The sequence below is a fragment of the Pseudomonas sp. W2-17 genome (assembly GCF_041060445.1).
In the GTDB taxonomy this organism is placed as follows: Bacteria; Pseudomonadota; Gammaproteobacteria; order Pseudomonadales; family Pseudomonadaceae; genus Aquipseudomonas.
Genome location: NZ_JAUFNS010000003.1, coordinates 210,938 through 231,655, shown reverse-complemented (window position 1 = coordinate 231,655; position 20,718 = coordinate 210,938). Strand labels below are relative to the sequence as shown.

The window sequence follows — 20,718 nt, the reverse complement described above, 5'->3', positions numbered from 1 at the left end:
AATGAAACGCAAAAAACCCGGTTGCTCGCGAGAGAAACCGGGTTTTTTTTCGAACTGAATAAAGTCTTTGGTTTAGCCGGCTGGCCCTTTGGCAGAGGCCTCCTCGGGGTCCTTCGCCGGCCCGAGCACAATGGCCAGATGGCGCAAGTCTTCGATCTCCACGCTGACGCTTTTCCCTGAAGGGCTGGCGACCAGTGTGCCAAAGGCAAAGACCGTGAAGAAACGCACCTCATCGGCGTGACTCAGCAGCTCACTGAGGTAGCGGCTGGAGCGGTAAGCCTGCATCTGCGCGGGGGACACGTACAAGGTCACCAGCTTGCCTTGCAGCCGGTCGAAGAACTTGAATTTGAAGCCCGTCCCGTAGCGTTCGACCAGTCCGCCGCCATACAGCACCCGACGCTCGTCATTCAGCTGAGCAAACTTGATATGGCGGAAATAGGCGCGCAAGGACACCTCGCCCTGACCCGGAATACGCAGGGTCAGCAGCGCGAGTTCTTCCTTGGTTAACGAGGCCTGGGCCTGACGGAAGCTGTCGACCAGCCGCTCCAGATTGCTGGTGCGGTTCTGCTTGTCCTGTCTGGCCTTGAGCGCGTCGGCGGGAGGCGTGGCGTCTTCGGGCTTCGTGGGCGGCTTGGCGTCATGCTTATCTGTCGGTGATGTGGGCTTTGCGCGCTCCTTCGGGGTGGGATCGAAGACGTCGATGTAGTCATCCAGCTTGCGCTTGACCTTGCGCAGCTCGCTTTCGGCCTCGGTTTCGGCTTCCTGCCCAACCGGCGTTTCGACGGCTTGATCCACCCATTCGCAATCGGCGTGATGTTCGTAGTTCGGGTTGGCCCGGTAGTGCGCGGCCACGAAGGTCGGATGCTCCTGAGGCTTCACGTCATAGCGAACCCCGGTGATTTTGACACCCAGGGCGCGGCACGCCTCGGACGAACACAGAAAGCTGAAGCGCGTCCGGGGTAGCTCTTGAGAGAAATACTCACGTCGCGCCGCCACGATAGACAGCTCTTGCTGCAGCTCGACGCAAAACGCGCGGGTAATGGTTCTGTTGGTTTTCATGGATACGGCGGTGTCCTGTGCCGAAGTCGTGCGGGCATGCTGCGCTCTGTCACTCGTTGGGCATCGCCAGCCATTCGCCGACCACGTTCTTGTAAGCCCCGGTGGCTTTGGAGAGATGCAGCCACTGATCGACATAGGCCTTCCAGGCCACGTCATCCCGGGGCAGCAGGTAGGCCTTTTCGCCGTACTGCATGTGGTGCGATGGATTGACCGTGCACAGGCCGGGCATGCGTTTCTGCTGATACAGCGCTTCGGACGCATCGGTGATCATCACGTCGGCTTGCTTGTCGAGCAGCTGTTGGAAAATGGTTTTGTTGTCGTGGAAGGCCAGGCTGGCATTGGGCAGATAAGCGTGGGCGAAGGCTTCGTTGGTGCCGCCCTGAGGCTCGATTAAGCGAACGCCGGGCTGATTGATCTGCTCGAGAGTCTGGTACTTCGATTCATCTTCGCAACGTACCAATGGCACCTTGCCGTCGATGTCCAGCGTGCTGCTGAACGCCGCCTTCCTCTGTCGCTCCAGGGTGACCGAAATCCCGCCGACGGCCATGTCGCATTTGCCAGCCGTGAAATCGGTCATCAGGGTTTTCCAGGTGGTCGGGACCCACTCGATCTTCACGCCCAGGCTCTGCGCCAGCGACTGAGCCAGCTCGATGTCGATGCCTTCGTACTGGCCGTCGGGCTTGAGAAACGTGTACGGCTTGTAATCCCCGGTCGTGCAAACGGCCAGCTGACCCTTTTGCACAACAGTATCCAGGTGCGACGGCGTCTCAGCGGCCTGGGCCTGTGCGATGCTGACCATGCTCAACAGCAAACCGGCGGTGATGCGTGTGTTCATCGAGTCGATCCCTCTGCGTCAATTGCCTGTCTGCCGTTATAGAGGCGGTCGGCGCAGATGGGAAGTGTTATCCCGCAGAGGAGGGCGGGACGTCTTTTGCCCGCTTGGCCGCTTGCCGGGCAGGGCGGGTTTTCGCCCGACGATGCCGATACAGCGCGACGGCCGCGCCCACCACGACCACGCCCAGGAAGATCGGCAGACGATAAGGCTTCAAGTTGCCGAACATGGTCTCGAGAAACCCCCCCGCCCAATAGCCGGCCGCGAGAAAGAGGCTTGCCCAGACTGCGGCGCCAAGCAGGTTGATGATTGCAAAACGAATGGGCGACAAGCGACTCGCGCCGATGACCAACGGCCCTATCAGGCGCATGCCGTAGAGAAAGCGCACTGAGAAAATGGACGCCGTGGGATAGCGCTTGATCAGGTCTGACACGCGGTCAATGGTCGCTTGCTGGCGGTGCAGACGCGGCAGCAGGCGTGGCCCGAAGTAGCGCCCGGTCCAGAACAGAATCTGATCGCCAAGCATCCCGCCCAACGTGGCGTAGATGAGCACTTGCTGCCATTGCAGTGCGTGCTGGTGCGCCGCCAGCCCGCCGAGGATCAGGATGGTTTCCCCTTCCAGCAGGCAGCCGATGAAGACGGCCCAGTACCCGTAGTTTGAAAGCAGATAGTTAAAGTCGATGTGTTCGAACATGGAAGGCCGGTGGTTTTAGGTGAATGGCTGACCGCTGGAGCATCCAGCAGTGTGCGCGCCTCGGGACGTGTCGCACGGCTTTCGACCGAAGCGGGTCGTCATCGGTTCGGTCGCCTGAGTCGAATCTTCCTGCGCCGCGCCGTCAGGGAAAGGTCTGTGGGTCGCTCAGGCAGTGGATCAGATGATCGTAGACAAGTCGGACCGTGCTCGGCACCGCCCCTGACTGCGTCCGGTACACGGAAAGATCCATGGGCGGCGGTGCGTCATCCGGCACCCTACTCGATCGAACAGCCGGGGGATGTGGACATCAACGAGGTCGTACTGCGGCCGAATTCGCAGGGCTTTTGATGGGGGCAGGGATTGCGGCTGGTGTGTTAGGGCGCAATACCGCTTTTCAATGCTGCATGAGCCGACAACTCTTCCTCGATGAACGCGGCAATCATCGCGCGATACACCTTTTCCACCACCTCTGCTGAAGCCCCGCACTCGTCCGCAACGGCCCTGACTTTCGCGATCACGTCCTCAACCCTTGAGGACGCCTTGACCTCTTCCGTCGTCTTTTTGAATGCAGCCGCCTGGTTAACCAGATTCCCACGATGCGCGAGCAACGATACGAGATCCCGGTCGATGCGGTCGATGTGCTGCCGGACTTCTTCAATCGATGTGCAGGTAACCATAGTCAGTTCTCGTCCTTGATCCGGTATTTCACGAAAGCGATATATTTGGCGAATGCGAAGTTCAGGATCTTCTTTTTTGTAGACCCTGACAGGTGGCCCACCATGATGAATAGTGCACCTGCGAGATCGGTAAGGTCACTGAGCTTAAATGCCGAGAGCATGTCATCTTCCAGGTCCTTATCCCGAATGAGGATGCTTGGCTCACTCAGGTAGTCGCCGCAGTTGAGCCATGCTGAACCGTCCTTTCGGTTGACGTTATTGATCTGTCCCCAAAACAGGCGCACGGAGCCCAGCTCAATATTCGAAAGTTGATATTGGGAGGACAGCAAGCGGCGAATGCTCCCTTCAAGTACTACCCGCCCGTTGTCGGCGGTTATTCTGATGTTGGTTTCATCTTCGGGGTAATCAGGGTTACGCATCAGTCTCGACAGGATTTGTCTCAGCGACTTATTGACTGGATAGTCGGCTGTGTTTGCGTATTGCTTTTGGATGCTCCCCCACGGTGATCCTACGGGAGGTGTCGTGGGTGGGGCCGGTGTCAGAATGGTCTGCGGTGTTCGCTTATCGAGATCCACGACAACGTGCGCAGTATCTTCACCATCGATAATGCCAGGCTCTTCGCCGTCTACGACGAGTATCACCGTTTTGATTTGGCAGCCTTCTTTGTGATGCGCTGCAAAACATGCAGTTCTCTCGCGCAGTCCACCAGTTGAACCGCGGACGAACCAGGCGCCTGCCTCGCACTCGACACATCTGATATTGCCCGCGTATTTATCCACATCCTGCTGGAACTCGGCCAGCGAGCACAGGCTTAGGTCAACGCGGTAAATGACTGATTGCATCTCTTATCCTTAAGCGCAGCCGATGGTTGAAAACTGGCTAAGTGCCGTCCTGGTTCGATCATACTCAATGTGCGTAGTGATGCTAGTGGAGAGGCTTCTGAGCTGTTTGTCGGACATTGCCTACAGAGAATACGGCTGAGTGCGGAAGTTACGTGCAGCACGGAAACAGTCCAGTCCGTCTGCCATCAGATTTGCGGCGTGACGACTAGCGCATTCCCGGCTTAAGCCAGTCGACTAAGTTCACGCGTTGCGTAGTGGGACCGGCCTCAGCCGGGAAGAGGCCCGTGTTAACGCCACTAGATTTACGGCGTGTCAACTGACGCATTCCCGGCTAAAGCCAGTCCCACTAAGCGCGCGGTGTTAGTAGGACCGGCTTCAGCCGGAAATAGGCCAGCCCGACCGCCATCTGTTTTGCGGTATGGCACTTGGTGCGTTCCCGGCTAAATCCCGTCCTGGTAAACCCGAAAGCCTGAGCCCTACTGCAAATCGACTGTCAGCGACGGCGCCCCAAAGCTCACCAGATGGGCATTGGACTGGCTCAAATATCCGCTCCAGAAACTCTCAAGCTTCTGCACTGTATTGCCCGACCGATAACCATTCTTCGCAGTCCCTGGCACCAGACCTGCGCCCAGTACATACACTTTGGCGCCGCCCAGGTCGGCAAACAGTTTCTTTTGCTCGACCTTCTTCAGCTCTGCGGCCGGGTCAATGGCGCGGATCTGGTTGCTGGCGTAGAAGCTACCGAAGTCGCTGTTCTCCAGCATGTCCGAAACCAGTAACACTACTTTTTCCTTCGCAGGCCGTGGCGCGACGTCTTCGCCTATCTGTTTGAGGCTGAAAAAGATCTCGCTCCTGGCGATGTCCTCGCCCGGCTTCGCAAAACTTTCTACCAATTTCTGACCCAAAGTTTTGCGGAAGAAATCGAGCTGTTTAGCCAGGCAGCCGTCGAGCTGGCGCAGACTATTCATGCCGATATCGTCGCGTTTCTTTTCATCCAGCTTGTCTTCAAGTTGTCCGGTATACATCAGCTTCATGTAATTGCCGGGCAAGTAGGCCGAAAACTGGTACAGCCGAACGCTGTCGCCCGGTTTGACGTACCGAAGCGCGTGACTGTAGGTCGAGTCTTTCAGATCTTTTGGCAACTGAACCGTCTGGTCGACGATGATGATCAGCTCGCGTCCTGAAGGTGCGGGTCGGTATTCGGACAGTTTTGCAAAATCATAACAACTGGGCAGATCATTACGCTCACTCGCGTGTAGTAATGGCGTGCCCAGTAACAGGAAAGTGCTTGCCAGCAAGGCGCGCCAAGTCATCTCATTGCTCCAGACGGGTTTGGGTGGCTTTTGCAGCCATGCGTTGCAGTTTCTGGACTTTCTTCAACTGCTCGACAGTGACTTGATATTTGCCGGCGAGGAACGCCAATTCATCGTCGTCGAAGTCATTCAGGTCATCGAAGTTGTCCGGGTCGAGTGCGACAGCAGGCTTGAGTACAACCGGCGTCGCTTCAGGAACGGCAGCGGGCGTTGCCATCGTCAACTCGGCCACAGCTGGTTGAGCAGCAATCGGCTTTGCCCTCGCCCGCTCGTAAGCCTGGTCTGTACTCAGTTGCTCGCGGCGCAGACGGTCTTGCTCAACGCGACTGTCATCGCTCTTGCGGAAACCCTCGTGGCGTTTGGTGACATACGTATCAAAGTTGCGGTGACCGAAGCCTTTAAGCAGGTGCTCTCGCTCATGGCCTGAAGTAGTAATGCGATTGGCAAGCCGGCTTTGCAATGCCGTCAGCTTGGCCTGAGCATCACGGGCGACCCGTTCGCGAAGATTTTGAAAGTGAGCGGCAAACTCTTCGGCGTTATTGAACCCGCGGGTGTATTGCCATGCCTGACCCGATTGTTTCCCCGCGAATGAAAAACGATTGGACAGCACGATGCCCACGCCCTGAATGCCCAAGAAAATCACCGAAAGAATAATGTATGTCGTCAACGATGCAGCGCGGATGGCCTCCATCTTGTCGTGGGCTGACGTCTGATCGGCAGTCTGATTTTCCTGCGCGCTTTCCGCCGGCAACTCGAATGGCGAATCCGGCAGTTTGTTGTTGGCAGACTGAGTCTGGCTGAAGGCGTCCGGGTTGCTGACCAAATCAACTTCCATCGATTTGAGGCTGTAGTTCCGGATGACAAAAGCGCCAATCGCAATCGCCAGCACGTAAATCAGGCAAACCGTTGTCCACGTGTATTTAGGCGTGACGCGGGCGTTGTGATCAGTGCGGTTAAGCACTTTCAGATAGTTCGGTTCGTCGTCGTCGCGGTAGGTGTTGTCGATATCGACCTTTGTGTCTGCTTCCAGATCTCGCGGCGTACGCGACTGTTCATACCAGGTGCGGATCTTGGTAATCAGGCTGCTGTGGTGCATTTCGCGGCCTGCCATCTCGGTAAAAAATACCGCTGCGACAGAGAGGAGAAAGGCAGTGAACCACGCCAGCATGCCAGCGACATTGGCTGATATGTTCTGCACCATGAACGGCGCAAGGACGTAGGCAAAACCAACGGCTTCAAAAAAGATCAGGCCAATGATCAGCATCCACATGAAAAAGCCTTTCTCCCGTCGGCCGGTCTCGTGAACCTTGTTCAGGTAATCACGGCACTTGTCATAGAAGTCCGGGCTTTTGTTCAGTTCGTGGTAATAAGAGTAATAGTCCGCACATAGACGCGTCTCGCTGTCCATCCAGCCATCGGCATTAGTGATAGGCGGCTTACCGCTCCAGCGACTGATGCGACCCACGATCGGCAGCGCATAGGCCACGTTCATATAGAAGTAGCTGACTTTCGGCCACCAGATCTTGATGGCGACCAGAAGCACCATAGTGCTCAGGATCAAGCCCACTGCCACGCGGTGCAGTAAGAGAAAGGCGGTCAGGGCGTCCATTGAAAACTGTTCCATGTTGTTCCTCGAGCGTTACGTACTTCAGGTGCGAATAGGGACGAATTTGGCGACGTAGCTCTCGCCGGTTTTGTCATAGAACAACTTGCCGTCCACTGCCTTGCCGCCGTTCTTGTCCAGAACAATGTCCATGCAGTTCACCGGTGCTTGAGCGTCGTCGATGAACACGCGATAGAGCACGGCGTCCTGACCTTCGAAGGTGTTGGCAACAGCGGCGAGGGTGGTAGCTTTGCCTTTCTTGTTCTGGTCGTAGCCTTTAACGAGTTGGATACGCGGCTGCTTGGCAATCTCTGCGTTATTGCGCAGCACGGCGATTGGCGTGATGGTCACCAGATTGCCGTTGACGTTGTTGGCCCAGACTCTGCCGTTGTAACCCGGCAAGTAATCGGTGGTCTCGTGCTCGGCCAGTTCTTGTCCGCTCGCAAGGTTCTTCACCGCGCCGGCAACCCGTGGGCGATCGGCTTCACAGCTCGCGACCGGCACGCTTGCGTTGGCTTTGCTGATCAGCGTGAAGCCCGTGGACTCCATGGGCTTGACCAGTCGGGCTAACTGATTGACGTCATCGCTGGAGGGGCTTCCACCGAAATCGATGAAGTTCGGGGACAGGGCGGCAGCCGGCTGCTCGGCAGATTTTTTCGGCGTCTCAGCTTGAGGTGCAGACGCAGCGACTTTGGCTTTGGGCGTCGATTGATTGCGAGTGCCATGGGCCAGATAGCGCGGATTGCTGCGCTCCTGCTTCACGCGTTGTTCCAGCAGCGCCGTGGACTCCAGCTGTACGATTTCCACCCGGCGATTCTGGGCGCGCCCTTCAGTAGTGGTGTTATCAGCGAGGGGACGGGCAGCGCCTACACCTTGGAAGTACAGGCTCTGAGCGGAAATACCGGCCTCAGCCAGGACTTTGCCCACACTGCGCGCTCGGCGCTCCGACAGTTGCTGATTGAAATCAGCCGAGCCGGTCGCGTCGGTATGCCCCACCACCAGAACCGCCTGCGGCTGGGCGCCGGGTTGACCTTGCGCCGGCTTGAAGGCATTGGCGAGCTTACGCACCTGACGCAGGCCATCGGCCGTGAGCTGGTCGCTGCCCGTGGGGAACATCCCTTGGTCTTCGACCTGAGCGACGATGCCGGCGTCGGCCATCACGGCAGGTTTGCCATTCTGCGCGGGAGCCTGTGCCTGCAGCGTGTCGATCTGCATCTTCAGGTGTTCCTCCTGCGCGATCCGCTGCAGTTCCTGCTGACGGTTCTGCCAGACATGACCCACCGCGCAACCCGCTGCACCGCCGACCACACCGCCCGCCACGGCTTTGCCAGCATTGCCCGTGGCCGCGTAAATCAAACCAGCGCCGAGCAATGCTCCACCTGCGCACCCTATCGCCGTGCCGTAATCACGGCCTGCCTGATCGAACGTGGCGCAACTGCTCAGCGTCACTGCCAGTGCCAGCACCGTCAGCTTGCCGGGATGAAAAGACTTCAATGCGTACGCTCCGTGTGAGATTGCGAAAGACGCACGGACGTATTGACCGGGCGCAATCGCCTGCCTTCGTCCGTGAGGTAAAGCTTTCAATGGATCCGATTTTCAGGCGGGGGATTTCACCACAGCGGGGCGGGGGATTCAATGTCAAATGGCCATTCCAGCTTGGTTTTGATAATTCTTGCTGGGGGATTCGACGAGGCTGGCAATGTGCTGAGGATGCGAGTGATTGATGCTGATGCTTAAAGCGTCCACCAAATCCCGCCCACAAAAAAACCGGCTCAAATCTGGCCGGTTTTTTTTGTGCTTCAAGTCACGTAACCACTTGAAGGTGTTGCTGTTTGGTGCCCCGAGGGAGAATCGAACTCCCACTTCTTTCGAAAACGGATTTTGAATCCGCCGCGTCTACCAATTCCGCCATCAGGGCTCAATGGCGGCGAAGTATAGAGATGAGCCTACCGTTGGTCAATCATGTTTCATGGTCAATTTTCACTTATTCGGCTAAACTTCCCGGCCCTGCTAGACGAACCCCATCATGCGTGTCGCTGACTTTACCTTCGAGCTCCCGGATTCATTGATCGCTCGCCATCCTTTGGCGGAGCGACGCAGCAGCCGTTTGCTGACCCTCGACGGGCCAAGCGGCGCGCTGGCACACCGCCAATTCACTGATTTGCTGGAGCATTTGCGCCCCGGCGATCTGATGGTCTTCAACAATACCCGTGTGATTCCGGCGCGGCTGTTCGGGCAAAAAGCTTCGGGCGGCAAGCTGGAAATCCTGATCGAGCGCGTGCTCGATCAGCACCGTGTGCTGGCCCATGTGCGCTCCAGCAAGTCGCCCAAACCGGGCTCGACGATCCTCATCGATGGCGGTGGAGCGGCCGAGATGGTCGCGCGCCACGATGCGTTGTTCGAACTGCGCTTTGCGGAGCCGGTACTGCCGCTGCTTGAGCGCGTCGGGCACATGCCGTTGCCTCCTTATATAGACCGCCCGGATGACGATGCCGATCGCGAGCGTTATCAGACCGTGTACGCCCAGCGCGCCGGTGCGGTGGCGGCACCGACTGCGGGTCTGCATTTCGATCAGACCATGATGGACGCGATTGCCGAGAAGGGCGTCGAGACCGCATTCGTGACGCTGCACGTCGGCGCGGGTACGTTCCAGCCGGTGCGCGTCGAGCGCATTGAAGACCACCACATGCACAACGAGTGGCTAGAAGTTACTCAGGAAGTGGTCGACGCCGTGGCGGCGTGTCGCGCACGCGGCGGTCGGGTCATCGCTGTGGGCACCACCAGCGTGCGTTCGCTGGAAAGTGCCGCACGCGATGGCGTGCTCAAGCCCTTCAGCGGCGATACCGATATCTTTATCTACCCAGGCCGACCTTTTCATGTGGTCGACGCGCTGGTCACCAACTTCCATTTGCCGGAATCGACGCTGTTGATGCTGGTCTCGGCATTCGCCGGTTATCCCGAAGCCATGGCGGCCTACGCGGCTGCGGTGGAGCACGGTTACCGCTTCTTCAGTTATGGGGATGCCATGTTCATCACCCGCAATCCCGCGCCGACCGCTCCCGGGGAATCCACCCCGACGGACTCGGCCCCAGAGGATCACGCATGAGTCGCACCTGTCGTATGTCTTTCGAGCTGCTGGCCACCGATGGCAAAGCACGTCGCGGTCGTCTGACCTTTCCTCGCGGCGTTGTCGAAACGCCTGCGTTCATGCCGGTCGGCACCTACGGCACGGTCAAGGGCATGCTGCCTCGGGACATCGAGGCCACTGGCGCTCAGATGATCCTCGGCAACACCTTTCACCTGTGGCTGCGTCCGGGCACCGAAGTCATCAAAGGCCACGGCGACCTTCACGATTTCATGCAGTGGAAAGGCCCGATTCTCACCGACTCCGGCGGTTTTCAGGTGTTCAGCCTGGGCGCGATGCGCAAGATCAAAGAGGAAGGCGTGACCTTTGCCTCTCCGGTCGACGGCGCAAAAGTATTCATGGGGCCTGAGGAATCGATGCAGGTTCAGCGCGACCTCGGCTCCGACATCGTGATGATCTTCGACGAATGCACGCCGTATCCTGCGGACGAAGAGGTTGCGCGCACCTCCATGGAGTTGTCGCTGCGCTGGGCCAAGCGCTCCAAGGTGGCCCATGGCGAAAGCACGGCGGCGCTGTTCGGCATTGTTCAGGGCGGCATGCACGAGAACCTGCGCATGCGCTCCCTTGAAGGCCTGAACGAACTCGACTTTGACGGACTGGCGATTGGCGGCCTGTCGGTCGGCGAACCCAAGGACGAGATGATCAAGGTGCTGGACTACCTGCCGGGCCGGATGCCGGCTGACAAACCTCGTTACCTTATGGGTGTAGGCAAGCCCGAGGACCTGGTTGAAGGTGTCCGCCGCGGCGTCGACATGTTCGACTGCGTGATGCCCACGCGCAATGCGCGCAACGGTCATCTGTTCATCGACACCGGTGTGCTGAAAATCCGTAATGCGTTTCATCGTTACGATGAGTCGCCGCTGGATCCGACCTGCGATTGCTACACCTGCAAAAACTTCTCTCGCGCCTATCTGCATCACCTGGACAAGTGCGGCGAAATGCTGGGTAGCATGCTCAATACGATCCACAATTTGCGCCATTACCAGCTGCTTATGGCTGGTTTGCGCGAGGCTATTCAACAAGGTACATTGGCCGCCTTTGTCGACACGTTCTATGCCAAACGCGGGCTTGTGACGCCGTTACTGGACTGAGCGACATCCGGTCTTTCGCTTCCTATTATTAAAATATGCAACTGGAGTGTTAAATGAGCTTTTTCATCTCTTCCGCTTTCGCGGATGCGGCTGCCCCTGCTGCTGCAGGCCCTATGGGCGGCGGCTTCGAGTGGATTTTCCTGGTCGGCTTCCTGGTCATCTTTTATCTGATGATCTGGCGTCCACAGGCCAAACGCGCCAAAGAGCAAAAGAACTTGCTGGGTAACTTGCAGAAGGGTGATGAAGTCGTCACTACCGGCGGTATCGCGGGCAAGATCAATAAAGTGACTGATGACTTCGTTGTTATCGAAGTGTCCGACACCGTAGAGCTGAAGATCCAGAAGGGCGCAATCGCTGCCACCCTGCCCAAGGGCACTCTGAAAGCCATCTGATTCCAGTCTTTTACCAATCGACGGGGCGCGCAAGGCGCCCCGCGTTATAAGCAGGCGGCGTGATGTTGAACAAATACCCTCTGTGGAAATACATCCTGATCCTGGCAGTGCTGGTGATCGGTTTTATTTATTCCGCACCCAATCTCTACCCTGATGACCCGGCTATCCAAGTCACTGGCGCAAGCACTGCGCTGCAGGTCAACCAGGCTGATCTGGATCGCGTAAGCAAGGCGCTTACCGATGCTGGCATCGCGGTCAAGGGCGCGTCTCTGGCCGAGAATGGCAAGGGCGGTTTGTTGCGTCTGACCAAACAGGAAGACCAGCTGCCAGCCAAAGATGTCGCACGCAAGGCGCTGGGCGATGACTACGTTGTTGCGCTCAACCTGGCTCAGACCACGCCGAAATGGCTTCGCAGCATTGGCGCTACGCCGATGAAGCTGGGTCTCGACCTGTCCGGCGGCGTTCACTTCCTGCTCGAAGTCGACATGGACAAGGCGCTCAGTGCGCGTCTGAATGTCTACGAAGGCGAAGTGAAGAGCCTGCTGCGCAAGGAAAAAGTGCGTTATCGCAGCCTGCCGCAGGACAGCGGTGCCATTCAGTTGGGCTTCAGCGATGCTGATACCCGCGAACAAGCCCGTGCGCTAATCCGCAAGGACTACACCGATTTCGATATCACCACGAGCGATCGCGGCGAGATGCCGATCCTGCGCCTGGCCATGACCCCAGCCAAGATCGCTGAAATCCGCGAATACTCGATCAAGCAAAACCTGACCACCGTGCGTAACCGGGTCAACGAGCTGGGCGTCGCCGAGCCGCTGGTTCAGCGTCAGGGCGCCAACCGCATCGTGGTTGAGCTGCCAGGTGTTCAGGACACCGCCGAAGCCAAGCGTATTCTCGGCAAGACGGCCAACCTTGAGTTCCGTCTGGGCGCAGGTCCCGACGACAACAAAGCCACTACCGAGATGTTCGAGTTCCGTGAAGGCGGTCGTCCTGCGGCGCCGGTCGAGCGTGGTCTGATCATCACCGGTGACCAGGTGACTGACGCCAAGGCCGGCTTTGACGAGCACGGCCGTCCTCAGGTGAACATCAAGCTGGACGGCCATGGTGGTGATCTGATGAGCCGCGCCACCCGCGCGAACGTCGGTCGCAGCATGGCGGTGATCTTCATCGAGCAGAAGCCGACCACCACCTACACCAAGCAGATGGTCAACGGCGTCGAAAAAGACGTGCCGGTTCAGACCTTCAAGGAAGAGAAGAAGATCATCAGCCTGGCGACCATTCAGTCGCCGCTGGGTGCTCAATTCCGCATCACCGGCCTGAACGGCGCGGGTGAGTCTTCCGAGCTGGCGCTGTTGCTACGTGCCGGTGGTCTGGCTGCACCGATGTACTTCGCTGAAGAGCGCACCATTGGCCCGAGCCTGGGTGCCGACAACATCACCAAGGGTATTGATGCATCCCTGTGGGGCATGCTGTTCGTCTCGCTGTTCATCCTCGCCATCTACCGTTTCTTCGGTCTGATCGCGACGGTGGCGCTGGCCTTCAACATGGTCATGCTGCTGGCACTGATGTCGCTGCTGGGTGCAACGCTGACCCTGCCAGGCATCGCCGGTATCGTCTTGACGATGGGTATGGCGGTCGATGCGAACGTGCTGATCTTCTCGCGGATTCGTGAAGAGATCGCCAACGGCATGACGGTCCAGCGTGCAATCAATGAAGGCTTCGACCGCGCGTATACCGCGATCCTCGACGCCAACCTGACGACGCTGCTGGTCGGCGGCATTCTCTTCGCGATGGGCACAGGCCCGGTGAAGGGTTTTGCGGTCACCATGTCCCTCGGGATCTTTACCTCGATGTTCACAGCCATCATGGTGACCCGCGCAATGGTCAACCTGATCTTTGGCGGTCGTGACTTCAAGAAGTTGTGGATTTAAGGGGCTGCCATGAAACGTACGATCAACTTCATGGGCGTTCGCAACATTGCGTTCGCCATTACCATGCTCCTTACCGTTCTGGCGTTGTTCAGCTGGTTCTATAAAGGGCTGAACTTCGGTCTGGATTTCACTGGCGGCACGCTGATCGAGCTGACCTACGAGCGTCCGGCCGATCTGCACAAAGTGCGCGAGGAGCTGGTTGCGTCGGGTTACACCGAAGCCGTCGTGCAAAGCTTCGGTGCGACCACCGATCTGCTCGTTCGTATGCCGGGTGAAGATCCGCAGCTGGGCAGCCAGGTTGCCGAAGCGCTGCGCAAGACAGGCGCCGATAACCCGGTGACCGTCAAGCGCGTCGAGTTCGTCGGGCCGCAAGTGGGTGAAGAGCTGCGCGACCAGGGCGGCCTCGGCATGCTGCTGGCGCTGGGCGGCGTTCTCGTCTACCTGGCCTTCCGCTTCCAGTGGAAGTTCGCAGTGGGTGCCATCGTCTCGCTGATCCACGACGTGGTGGTGACGATGGGCATCCTGTCGTTCTTCCAGGTGACCTTCGACCTGACCGTACTGGCTGCAGTGCTGGCGATCATCGGTTACTCCCTCAACGACACCATCGTGGTATTCGACCGGGTTCGCGAGAACTTCCGTCTGCTGCGCAAGGCTTCGCTGATCGAGAACATCAACATCTCCACCACGCAGACGCTGCTGCGGACCATGGCCACCTCGATCTCCACCTTGCTGGCGATCGTCGCGCTGTGGATCTTCGGCGGCGATAGCCTGCACGGGTTCTCGGTGGCACTGTTCATTGGTGTTCTGGCGGGTACTTACTCGTCGATCTACATCGCCAACGTGGTGCTGATCTGGCTGAACCTGCGCAGCGAAGACTTGCTGCCACCGGTCACCGTCGACAAGGTGGATGACCGTCCGTAACCGATACTGGTAACCGGCCATCACCTAAAAAGGCGCGAGTATGAACTCGCGCCTTTTTTTATGCTCCAAGGCTGGGAGTAGTGCGAGCAATCGCGCTGAATATCGTCAGGAGGTTCACGTGAACAAGTCGTTGCTTATTGGTGCAGTATTGGGTGCTGTCGGTGTAACCGCCGGTGGCGCTTTGGCCACCTATAGCCTCGTAAAACAAAGCGGCCCAGAGTACGCAGACGTACTTGCCGTCGAGCCTGTGAAAGAACAAATCAAAACCCCGCGACAAGTCTGCAAGGACGTTGCCGTCACTCACCGCGCGCCGGTGAAGGACGAGCACCAGATCGTGGGGAGTGTCCTCGGTGCCGTAGCGGGTGGCCTGCTCGGTAACCAGGTGGGTGGCGGTACTGGCAAGAAGATCGCCACGGTCGCCGGTGCGGTCGGTGGGGGTTACGCCGGTAACAAGGTTCAGGAAGGCATGCAGAACCGTGATACCTACACGACGACCGAATCGCGCTGCAACACCGTCAACGACATCAGCGACAAGGTGGTTGGCTACAACGTGAAGTACAAGCTTAACGACAAAGTCGGGCAGGTTCGTATGGACCGTGATCCAGGCAGCCAGATTCCCGTCAACAAGGACGGTCAGCTGGAGTTGAGTCAGGCGGGCCAATAAGCCCTGATTCAGCGCTGTAAAAAAAACGCCCCTCATGCAGGGGTGTTTTTTTGCCTGGAGTAAAGGCAACGAAGACGCCGAGCCGCCTGCCCAGCCATCACCATACTTATTAAGTATCGTGTGGGTAGTAACTATATATTTTTAATAAAAATTCTCGGCCGGTAAGCTTGTTTCGGTGGTAGGGGGCCCTGCGGTCGCCACTACACCTGAATAACTCTAATAAAAACGAGCTGGACCCAACGGGATATAACAATGCACAAAAGCCCAATGTCTCTTGGACTCACGTCTGCTGCCCTCGGACTGAGCCTCGCCTTACCCGGTTTCGCCGAAGCTGACTTTTTTGAAGACAGCAAAGCGGATCTCGAATTTCGAAACTTCTATTTCAACAGCGATTACCACCAGGACGGTGCGCCTCAGTCCAAGCGCGATGAGTGGGCGCAAGGTCTGATCCTCAACTACGAGTCCGGATTTACCGATGGCACGGTAGGGTTCGGCGTGGATGCCATTGGCCTCTTCGGTTTGAAACTGGACTCCGGACCTGACCGCCGCAACAGCGGACTCCTGCCCGTCGGTGACGACAAGGCGCCCTACGATTACGGCCGATCGGGGGTGACCGCAAAAGCGCGGATCGCCAAAAGCGTGCTGCGCGTGGGCACCTTGTTGCCCAAGCTGCCGACCGTCCTGCCCAATGACGGACGCCTGCTCCCGCAGACCTTCCGTGGCGCCCAGCTGACCTCAAAAGACGTGTCCGACATGACGCTCAATGTGGGGCGGCTGACCAGTAATACCGAGCGCAACGACAGTGGCCATGAAGACATAGAGGCCGAGGCCAAGGGCATCAGGGGCGGCCGTCCCAGCGACAAGTTCGACTTCGCCAGCGCTAGCTACAACTGGAGCAAAGGCCTGACCACGTCCTATAACTACGGCGGTCTGGAAAACAACTACAAGCAGCACATCGTGACGCTGCTGCACAGCTTCCCGCTCGGTGAATCGCAGTCGCTCAAGAGTGATCTTCGATACGCCCGTTCGCTCAAGGACGGCAATACGAACATCGACAACACAGCCGTTGGCGCGAAGTTCACCTACAGCATCGGTGGTCATGGCTTCGGCGTTGCTTACCAGCGCATGAACGGCGAGACCGGGTTTCCCCACCTGGCCGGAACCGACTCGTTTCTCGTCAACTACGTCATGATTTCCCCGGACTTTGCCAACCCCGAAGAGCGCTCCTGGCAGGCGCGATACGACTATGACTTTGCAGCGGTCGGACTGCCTGGCCTGAGCTTCATGAGTCGCTACCTCAAAGGCGACAACTTCGCCCGCGGCGCCAGAGAAGGCACCGAGTGGGAGCGCAACACTGACATCGCCTATGTATTTCAGAGCGGTGCGTTGAAGAACCTCGAACTGAAGTGGCGCAACGGCAGCTACCGCAGCAATGGCGGCAACGACATCGACCAGAACCGCGTCATCGTCAGCTACACGCTGCCGCTGCTGTAGCCGCTGCGCATCCTCCGCACTCATCACGACAACGCACCCTCGGCACTCGCCGCACTGGAGCCTGAAATGCCCACAAGAAAGACCCTTCTTCATCTCGCCGTCGCTTACGTACTGAGCACCAGCTATGGCGCGTACGCAGCCAATACCGCCGAGGTTCCCTGCAAAACCACCGAGGAGTGCGCTGCCCAGGCCGCGAAAATTGGAGCGACCGTTGAAAAATCGAAAACCCGAGGTGGCAACACCGAAAGTCAGTTTTCGTGGCTGAACAGGATCAACAAGGCCTCGATCGTGATGCTCACCGAAGAAGGCATCGTCAAGCCCGAGATGGGTCAGAAGATCGCCACGGGTGTGCGCTTCGCCATCGATCAGGCGGACCAGCCCAACGGCAAGCGGCCCACCGATGTACTGCAGCTTGAAGCGATCATGACCGACAAGATCGGGCCCGAGGCCTCGCTGATTCACTCCGGCCGCAGTCGCCAGGACATGCTCGCCACCTACCGCCTGGCGAAGCTGCGCTCCGATGTGCTGGCGTACAGCGAAGCGCTGAATGCCACGCGCAAGCGCCTGCTGGATCTGGCGGACAAGAATATCGATACGCTGATCCCGGCCTACACCAACGGCGTTCAGGCCATGCCGATTACCTACGCGCATTACCTGCTGGCGTACGAGGCAGCGTTTGATCGTGACGGACAGCGCATTCGCGAGTTGTACCAGCGCTTGAATCAGAGTCCGATGGGCACGGCAGTACTGGCGAACTCAGCCTATCCGCTCAACCGCGAGCGGCTCGCCGAACTATTGGGCTTCGACGGCGTGCGCGAGAACTCGCTGGATTCGAGTCAGGTGTCGACGTACGACATCCCGATCGAGGCTGTCGGCATCGCGTCTTCGTCGGCCATCCGGGTAGGCGCATTGATTGGCGATATCCACACGCAGTACCACCAGATTCGTCCGTGGTTGCTGCTGGATGAGGAAAAGACCTACACCAGCAGTGCGATGCCGCAGAAGCGCAATCCGGGGTTGCTGATGCGTGCCCGTGAATCGGCGTCGGACGTCGTGGGACTGGCGCAGACGGTCACGCTGCGGGCCCATAACGTCACCACCGGCATGACCGACTACAAGTTCGCTTTCGATTCTCTGGGCGTGTTCGATTCGACCAAGGAAATGTTCGGGGCAATGGACGCAGTGATCGATGCGCTGCAGGTCAATCCCCAGCGAGCGCGAGAAGAGCTGGAGAATGAATGGACGACCTCCATGGAGCTGGCGGACACGCTGGAACGTACCCAGAAGGTTCCGTTTCGCATCGGCCATAGCTTCGCTTCGTTGATCGTCGAACAGGCCCGCAGCGAAGGGCTTACTCCGAAGACCTTCCCCTACGCCGATGCGCAGAAGCTCTACACCCAGGCGGCGGACAAGTATCAGTGGAAGCAAAACACCTTGCCGCTGGATGAGGCGACGTTCCGCGCTTCACTTTCTCCGGAGAATATGGTGAAGACCCGAAAGGGCACTGGCGGTCCGCAACCGGAGGAGGTCAAGCGCATGCTGGCTGAAGCGCACAAAACCCTCGATGGGGACCAGGCATGGTTGCGTGAGCGCCGCGAAAAGCTGACCCAGGCTGCAGGAAACCTGGATCGCGCGTTCGAGAAGTTGCTTTCCTCCAAGGGGTAAATGGCGAAGGGGCGTAGCGAGGAATCGCTGCTGCGCCCCGGCTTGTAGCCGTTTATCTCAGTGCCTGGGCAAGCAGGTCAGTCTCGCCATTCTTCGCAGTGAATCGCCTTAGGGGCTGAATCAACCCGCGATGTGTTTTGCCACCGTGCGATGGCCAGGCAGGCCACGCAATTGCCCAGCACATTGGTCAGCACGCGGCACTTCATCAGTCGCTCCACCCCCAACAGCAAACCGACACTCTCCACGGGCACCATGTGGAACAGATTCAGGGTGGCGATCAAGGTAAAAAATGCCGAGCCCGCCATGCTGGTCGACCCCAGGGACGTCACCATTGAAATCAGCAGCAAGGTCAGCCAGTGCGCCGCCGTCAGGTCGATCCCCGACATCTGCGCCAGAAAGAGCACGGCTGTTATCAGATAGATATTCGAACCGGCGAGGTTGAAGGTGTAACCCGTGGTCAACACCAGGCGGGTCAACTGTCGCTCACACCCCAGGCCTTGCATCTTTTCGATCAGGCCGGGAAGTGCCGTCACCGAAGAACCCGTGAAGGTCACCAGCAGCAAGTCATCCTTCAGATGCAGCACCAGTGACCACAGCGTAATCCCCGAGGCCCGCGCTATTGGCGCCAATATCAGCAGAACGAATGCGCCACAGGCCAGGTACATGACCGCGACAAACTTGAGCAGCGGCAGCGCCGAAGCCGGCCCGAACTTGCCGATGGTAAAGGCGATGGCGCCGAAAGCGGCGAGGGGCGCGAACCGCAGTATCACTTTCAGGCACTTGAAGAGTTGCTCGACGATTCGTTCCAGCAGGAGTCGCAGCGCGTCCGCCCGTCGATGGCCACGGGCATGCGCTATCCATGCCCCGGTCAGCAGGCCCGCGAGCATGATCTGCAAAACCGGATTGTGCAGGAGTGCATCGGCAAGCGTGGCGCCCATCCCCGTGCATGAGAGGACTGTCCAAGAGGCCCGCAGGCTGTCCAGACTGTTTGGCAACCAGGAAGCGTTCGGCGACGCGGGACTGCCGGGTTGCGTCAGGCCGACGATCACGCATGCCAGGGACAGCGACAACAGCGCCATGGCTTGAAAATAGACCAATAGCTTGGCTGCCAGCCCCCGTTGGCCAACGCGCAAGCCCGCGACGCCGGATGCGATCAGCAGAAACATCATGGAGGGCATCAGCCAGCCAATGACGCGAATGAAGCAGTCGCTCACTGGTTTCATCTCCACCGCGAGCGGCGGATTGAGGACGCCAAGGAGCGCGCCAGCGAGGATGGCGATTAGAAGATGCAGAGTGGTGCTGCGCAGAAGCATGAGAGGCATCGGGTTCCGGAGTGGGCATGTTTATTGTTATGAGCGCGCCTTGCCAGTGTGCTGGCGATTGGGCACGCTGGCTGGCCAACGTCGCGTAGATCGACGGCAATCATAAACCCCGTAGCGAGATAGACCACCATGGAGCTTCGTCATCTGCGCTATTTCGTCATGGTGGCTGAGGAACGACATTTCACCCGCGCCGCAGCACGCCTGAATATGCAGCAACCGCCACTGAGCCAGCAGATCCGGGCGCTGGAGGACGAGCTGGGTTTCGAACTGTTCAAGCGCCATCCCAAAGGGGTGGATCTGACCGCGGGCGGGCAGGTTTTCCTGCAAGAGGCGCAGGACATTCTGGCGAGGGTCAAGGAAGGTTCACTCAAGGCTTCGCGCGCCGCCCACGGCATCGAGGGGCAACTGACCATCGGTTTCACCAGCTCGGCCGCTGCCCATCCGCTGATTCCCCGAATCATTCGTGCTTACCGCGAGCGTTTCCCTGGCGTGGCGGTTTCGCTGAAGGAGGGCAGCGCGCAGCAACTGACCGAGTCGGCCATTGACGGCAGCGTTGACGTCGGTATCTTGCGGGCGCCGGTCAGTCGGCATCAGAGCATCGCTTTTTACCGGCTGCTGAATGAAGAGATGCTGCTGACGTTACCGGTAGGGCATCGGTTGTTGACCGGGCATCAGACAGGTCAGGAGCCGCCTGTCATTTCGCTCCTCGATCTGGCCGACGAGCAATTCATCCTGGTCCGTCGTCCGGGTGCCCCCGGGATGTACGCCAACCTGATCAAGGCCTGTTTGAACGCCGGTTTCAATCCGAGGGTCTCCTTTGAGGTCGAGCGCATGCTCACCAATGTCAGCCTTGTCGCCGCAGGCGCGGGAATATCTATCGTGCCGGCGTCGATGCGCGATGTGCACAAGGAAAGCGTGGTGTATTGCCGGATCGCTGACGCAAAGCCTCGACTGCACGCGCCGATTACACTGGTATGCCCGAGCTTTAATCCGCAACCGCCGCTGCGCAATTTCGTCGCCCTGTCGCAAGCGCTGAGCGGGCGGAGAATCACGCAATAAAAAACCGGCACATG

General features: G+C 58.6%; 18 protein-coding genes and 1 tRNA gene. 9 read left to right on the top strand and 10 right to left on the bottom strand.

The annotated features are described in order from the left end of the window. Positions 1–72: 72 nt before the first annotated feature. The 9 genes from QWI20_RS05185 to QWI20_RS05145 all read right to left on the bottom strand — a co-directional run bounded on the left by QWI20_RS05185 (position 73) and on the right by QWI20_RS05145 (position 8,938). Positions 73–1,059, bottom strand: a complete 987-nt coding sequence (locus tag QWI20_RS05185; RefSeq protein WP_369304501.1) for an ATPase — start codon at positions 1,057–1,059, stop codon at positions 73–75. 49 nt (positions 1,060–1,108) lie between these two features. Beyond that, positions 1,109–1,894: a transporter substrate-binding domain-containing protein gene (locus QWI20_RS05180; RefSeq protein ID WP_369304499.1), complete on the bottom strand. Its 786-nt coding sequence runs from the start codon at positions 1,892–1,894 to the stop codon at positions 1,109–1,111. 67 nt (positions 1,895–1,961) lie between these two features. Then, positions 1,962–2,585: a DedA family protein gene (locus QWI20_RS05175; protein ID WP_369304498.1), complete on the bottom strand. Its 624-nt coding sequence runs from the start codon at positions 2,583–2,585 to the stop codon at positions 1,962–1,964. A gap of 374 nt (positions 2,586–2,959) precedes the next feature. Further along, positions 2,960–3,262 (bottom strand): chorismate mutase, encoded by a 303-nt coding sequence (locus tag QWI20_RS05170; RefSeq protein WP_369304497.1) that lies wholly within the window; start codon positions 3,260–3,262, stop codon positions 2,960–2,962. A gap of 2 nt (positions 3,263–3,264) precedes the next feature. Then, entirely contained in the window at positions 3,265–4,104 is an 840-nt protein-coding gene (locus QWI20_RS05165; RefSeq protein ID WP_369304496.1) for a hypothetical protein, read from the bottom strand. Positions 4,105–4,580: 476 nt separating this feature from the next. After that, the gene (locus QWI20_RS05160; RefSeq protein WP_369304494.1) at positions 4,581–5,417 is read right to left on the bottom strand and encodes a hypothetical protein; all 837 of its coding nucleotides are present in this window, start codon (positions 5,415–5,417) and stop codon (positions 4,581–4,583) included. A gap of 1 nt (position 5,418) precedes the next feature. After that, positions 5,419–6,687: a hypothetical protein gene (locus QWI20_RS05155; RefSeq protein WP_369304493.1), complete on the bottom strand. Its 1,269-nt coding sequence runs from the start codon at positions 6,685–6,687 to the stop codon at positions 5,419–5,421. Positions 6,688–7,065: 378 nt separating this feature from the next. Then, the gene (locus QWI20_RS05150; RefSeq protein ID WP_369304492.1) at positions 7,066–8,514 is read right to left on the bottom strand and encodes an OmpA family protein; all 1,449 of its coding nucleotides are present in this window, start codon (positions 8,512–8,514) and stop codon (positions 7,066–7,068) included. A gap of 339 nt (positions 8,515–8,853) precedes the next feature. Further along, positions 8,854–8,938 (bottom strand) — tRNA-Leu (locus tag QWI20_RS05145). A gap of 108 nt (positions 8,939–9,046) precedes the next feature. Here QWI20_RS05145 and queA point away from each other — a divergent pair. From queA to QWI20_RS05105, 8 genes are all read left to right on the top strand, one after another. After that, positions 9,047–10,126 carry a tRNA preQ1(34) S-adenosylmethionine ribosyltransferase-isomerase QueA gene (gene queA / locus QWI20_RS05140; protein WP_369304491.1) on the top strand — a complete coding sequence of 360 codons (1,080 nt, stop codon included), beginning with the start codon at positions 9,047–9,049 and terminating at the stop codon, positions 10,124–10,126. A gap of 14 nt (positions 10,127–10,140) precedes the next feature. Further along, a complete protein-coding gene (gene tgt, locus QWI20_RS05135) occupies positions 10,141–11,256 on the top strand; it encodes a tRNA guanosine(34) transglycosylase Tgt (protein ID WP_369304597.1) in 1,116 nt (371 codons plus the stop codon). 53 nt (positions 11,257–11,309) lie between these two features. Further along, complete coding sequence (gene yajC, locus QWI20_RS05130; protein ID WP_037012510.1) at positions 11,310–11,648, top strand: preprotein translocase subunit YajC; 339 nt, start codon at positions 11,310–11,312, stop codon at positions 11,646–11,648. A gap of 62 nt (positions 11,649–11,710) precedes the next feature. Continuing rightward, positions 11,711–13,579 (top strand): protein translocase subunit SecD, encoded by a 1,869-nt coding sequence (secD, locus tag QWI20_RS05125; protein ID WP_272632419.1) that lies wholly within the window; start codon positions 11,711–11,713, stop codon positions 13,577–13,579. A gap of 9 nt (positions 13,580–13,588) precedes the next feature. Further along, complete coding sequence (gene secF / locus QWI20_RS05120; protein WP_369304490.1) at positions 13,589–14,500, top strand: protein translocase subunit SecF; 912 nt, start codon at positions 13,589–13,591, stop codon at positions 14,498–14,500. A 118-nt stretch (positions 14,501–14,618) separates the two neighbouring features. Then, entirely contained in the window at positions 14,619–15,164 is a 546-nt protein-coding gene (locus QWI20_RS05115; RefSeq protein WP_369304489.1) for a glycine zipper 2TM domain-containing protein, read from the top strand. Positions 15,165–15,416: 252 nt separating this feature from the next. Further along, positions 15,417–16,658 carry an OprD family porin gene (locus QWI20_RS05110; protein ID WP_369304488.1) on the top strand — a complete coding sequence of 414 codons (1,242 nt, stop codon included), beginning with the start codon at positions 15,417–15,419 and terminating at the stop codon, positions 16,656–16,658. A 66-nt stretch (positions 16,659–16,724) separates the two neighbouring features. Beyond that, positions 16,725–18,323: an argininosuccinate lyase gene (locus QWI20_RS05105; protein ID WP_369304487.1), complete on the top strand. Its 1,599-nt coding sequence runs from the start codon at positions 16,725–16,727 to the stop codon at positions 18,321–18,323. A gap of 77 nt (positions 18,324–18,400) precedes the next feature. Here QWI20_RS05105 and QWI20_RS05100 read toward each other — a convergent pair whose 3' ends face one another. Continuing rightward, entirely contained in the window at positions 18,401–19,645 is a 1,245-nt protein-coding gene (locus QWI20_RS05100) for a cation:dicarboxylase symporter family transporter (RefSeq protein ID WP_369304486.1), read from the bottom strand. Between the two features lie 129 nt (positions 19,646–19,774). On the opposite strand from QWI20_RS05100, the gene QWI20_RS05095 reads away from it, so the two are divergent. Then, a complete protein-coding gene (locus QWI20_RS05095) occupies positions 19,775–20,704 on the top strand; it encodes a LysR substrate-binding domain-containing protein (RefSeq protein WP_369304485.1) in 930 nt (309 codons plus the stop codon). The last annotated feature ends 14 nt before the right edge of the window (positions 20,705–20,718 follow it).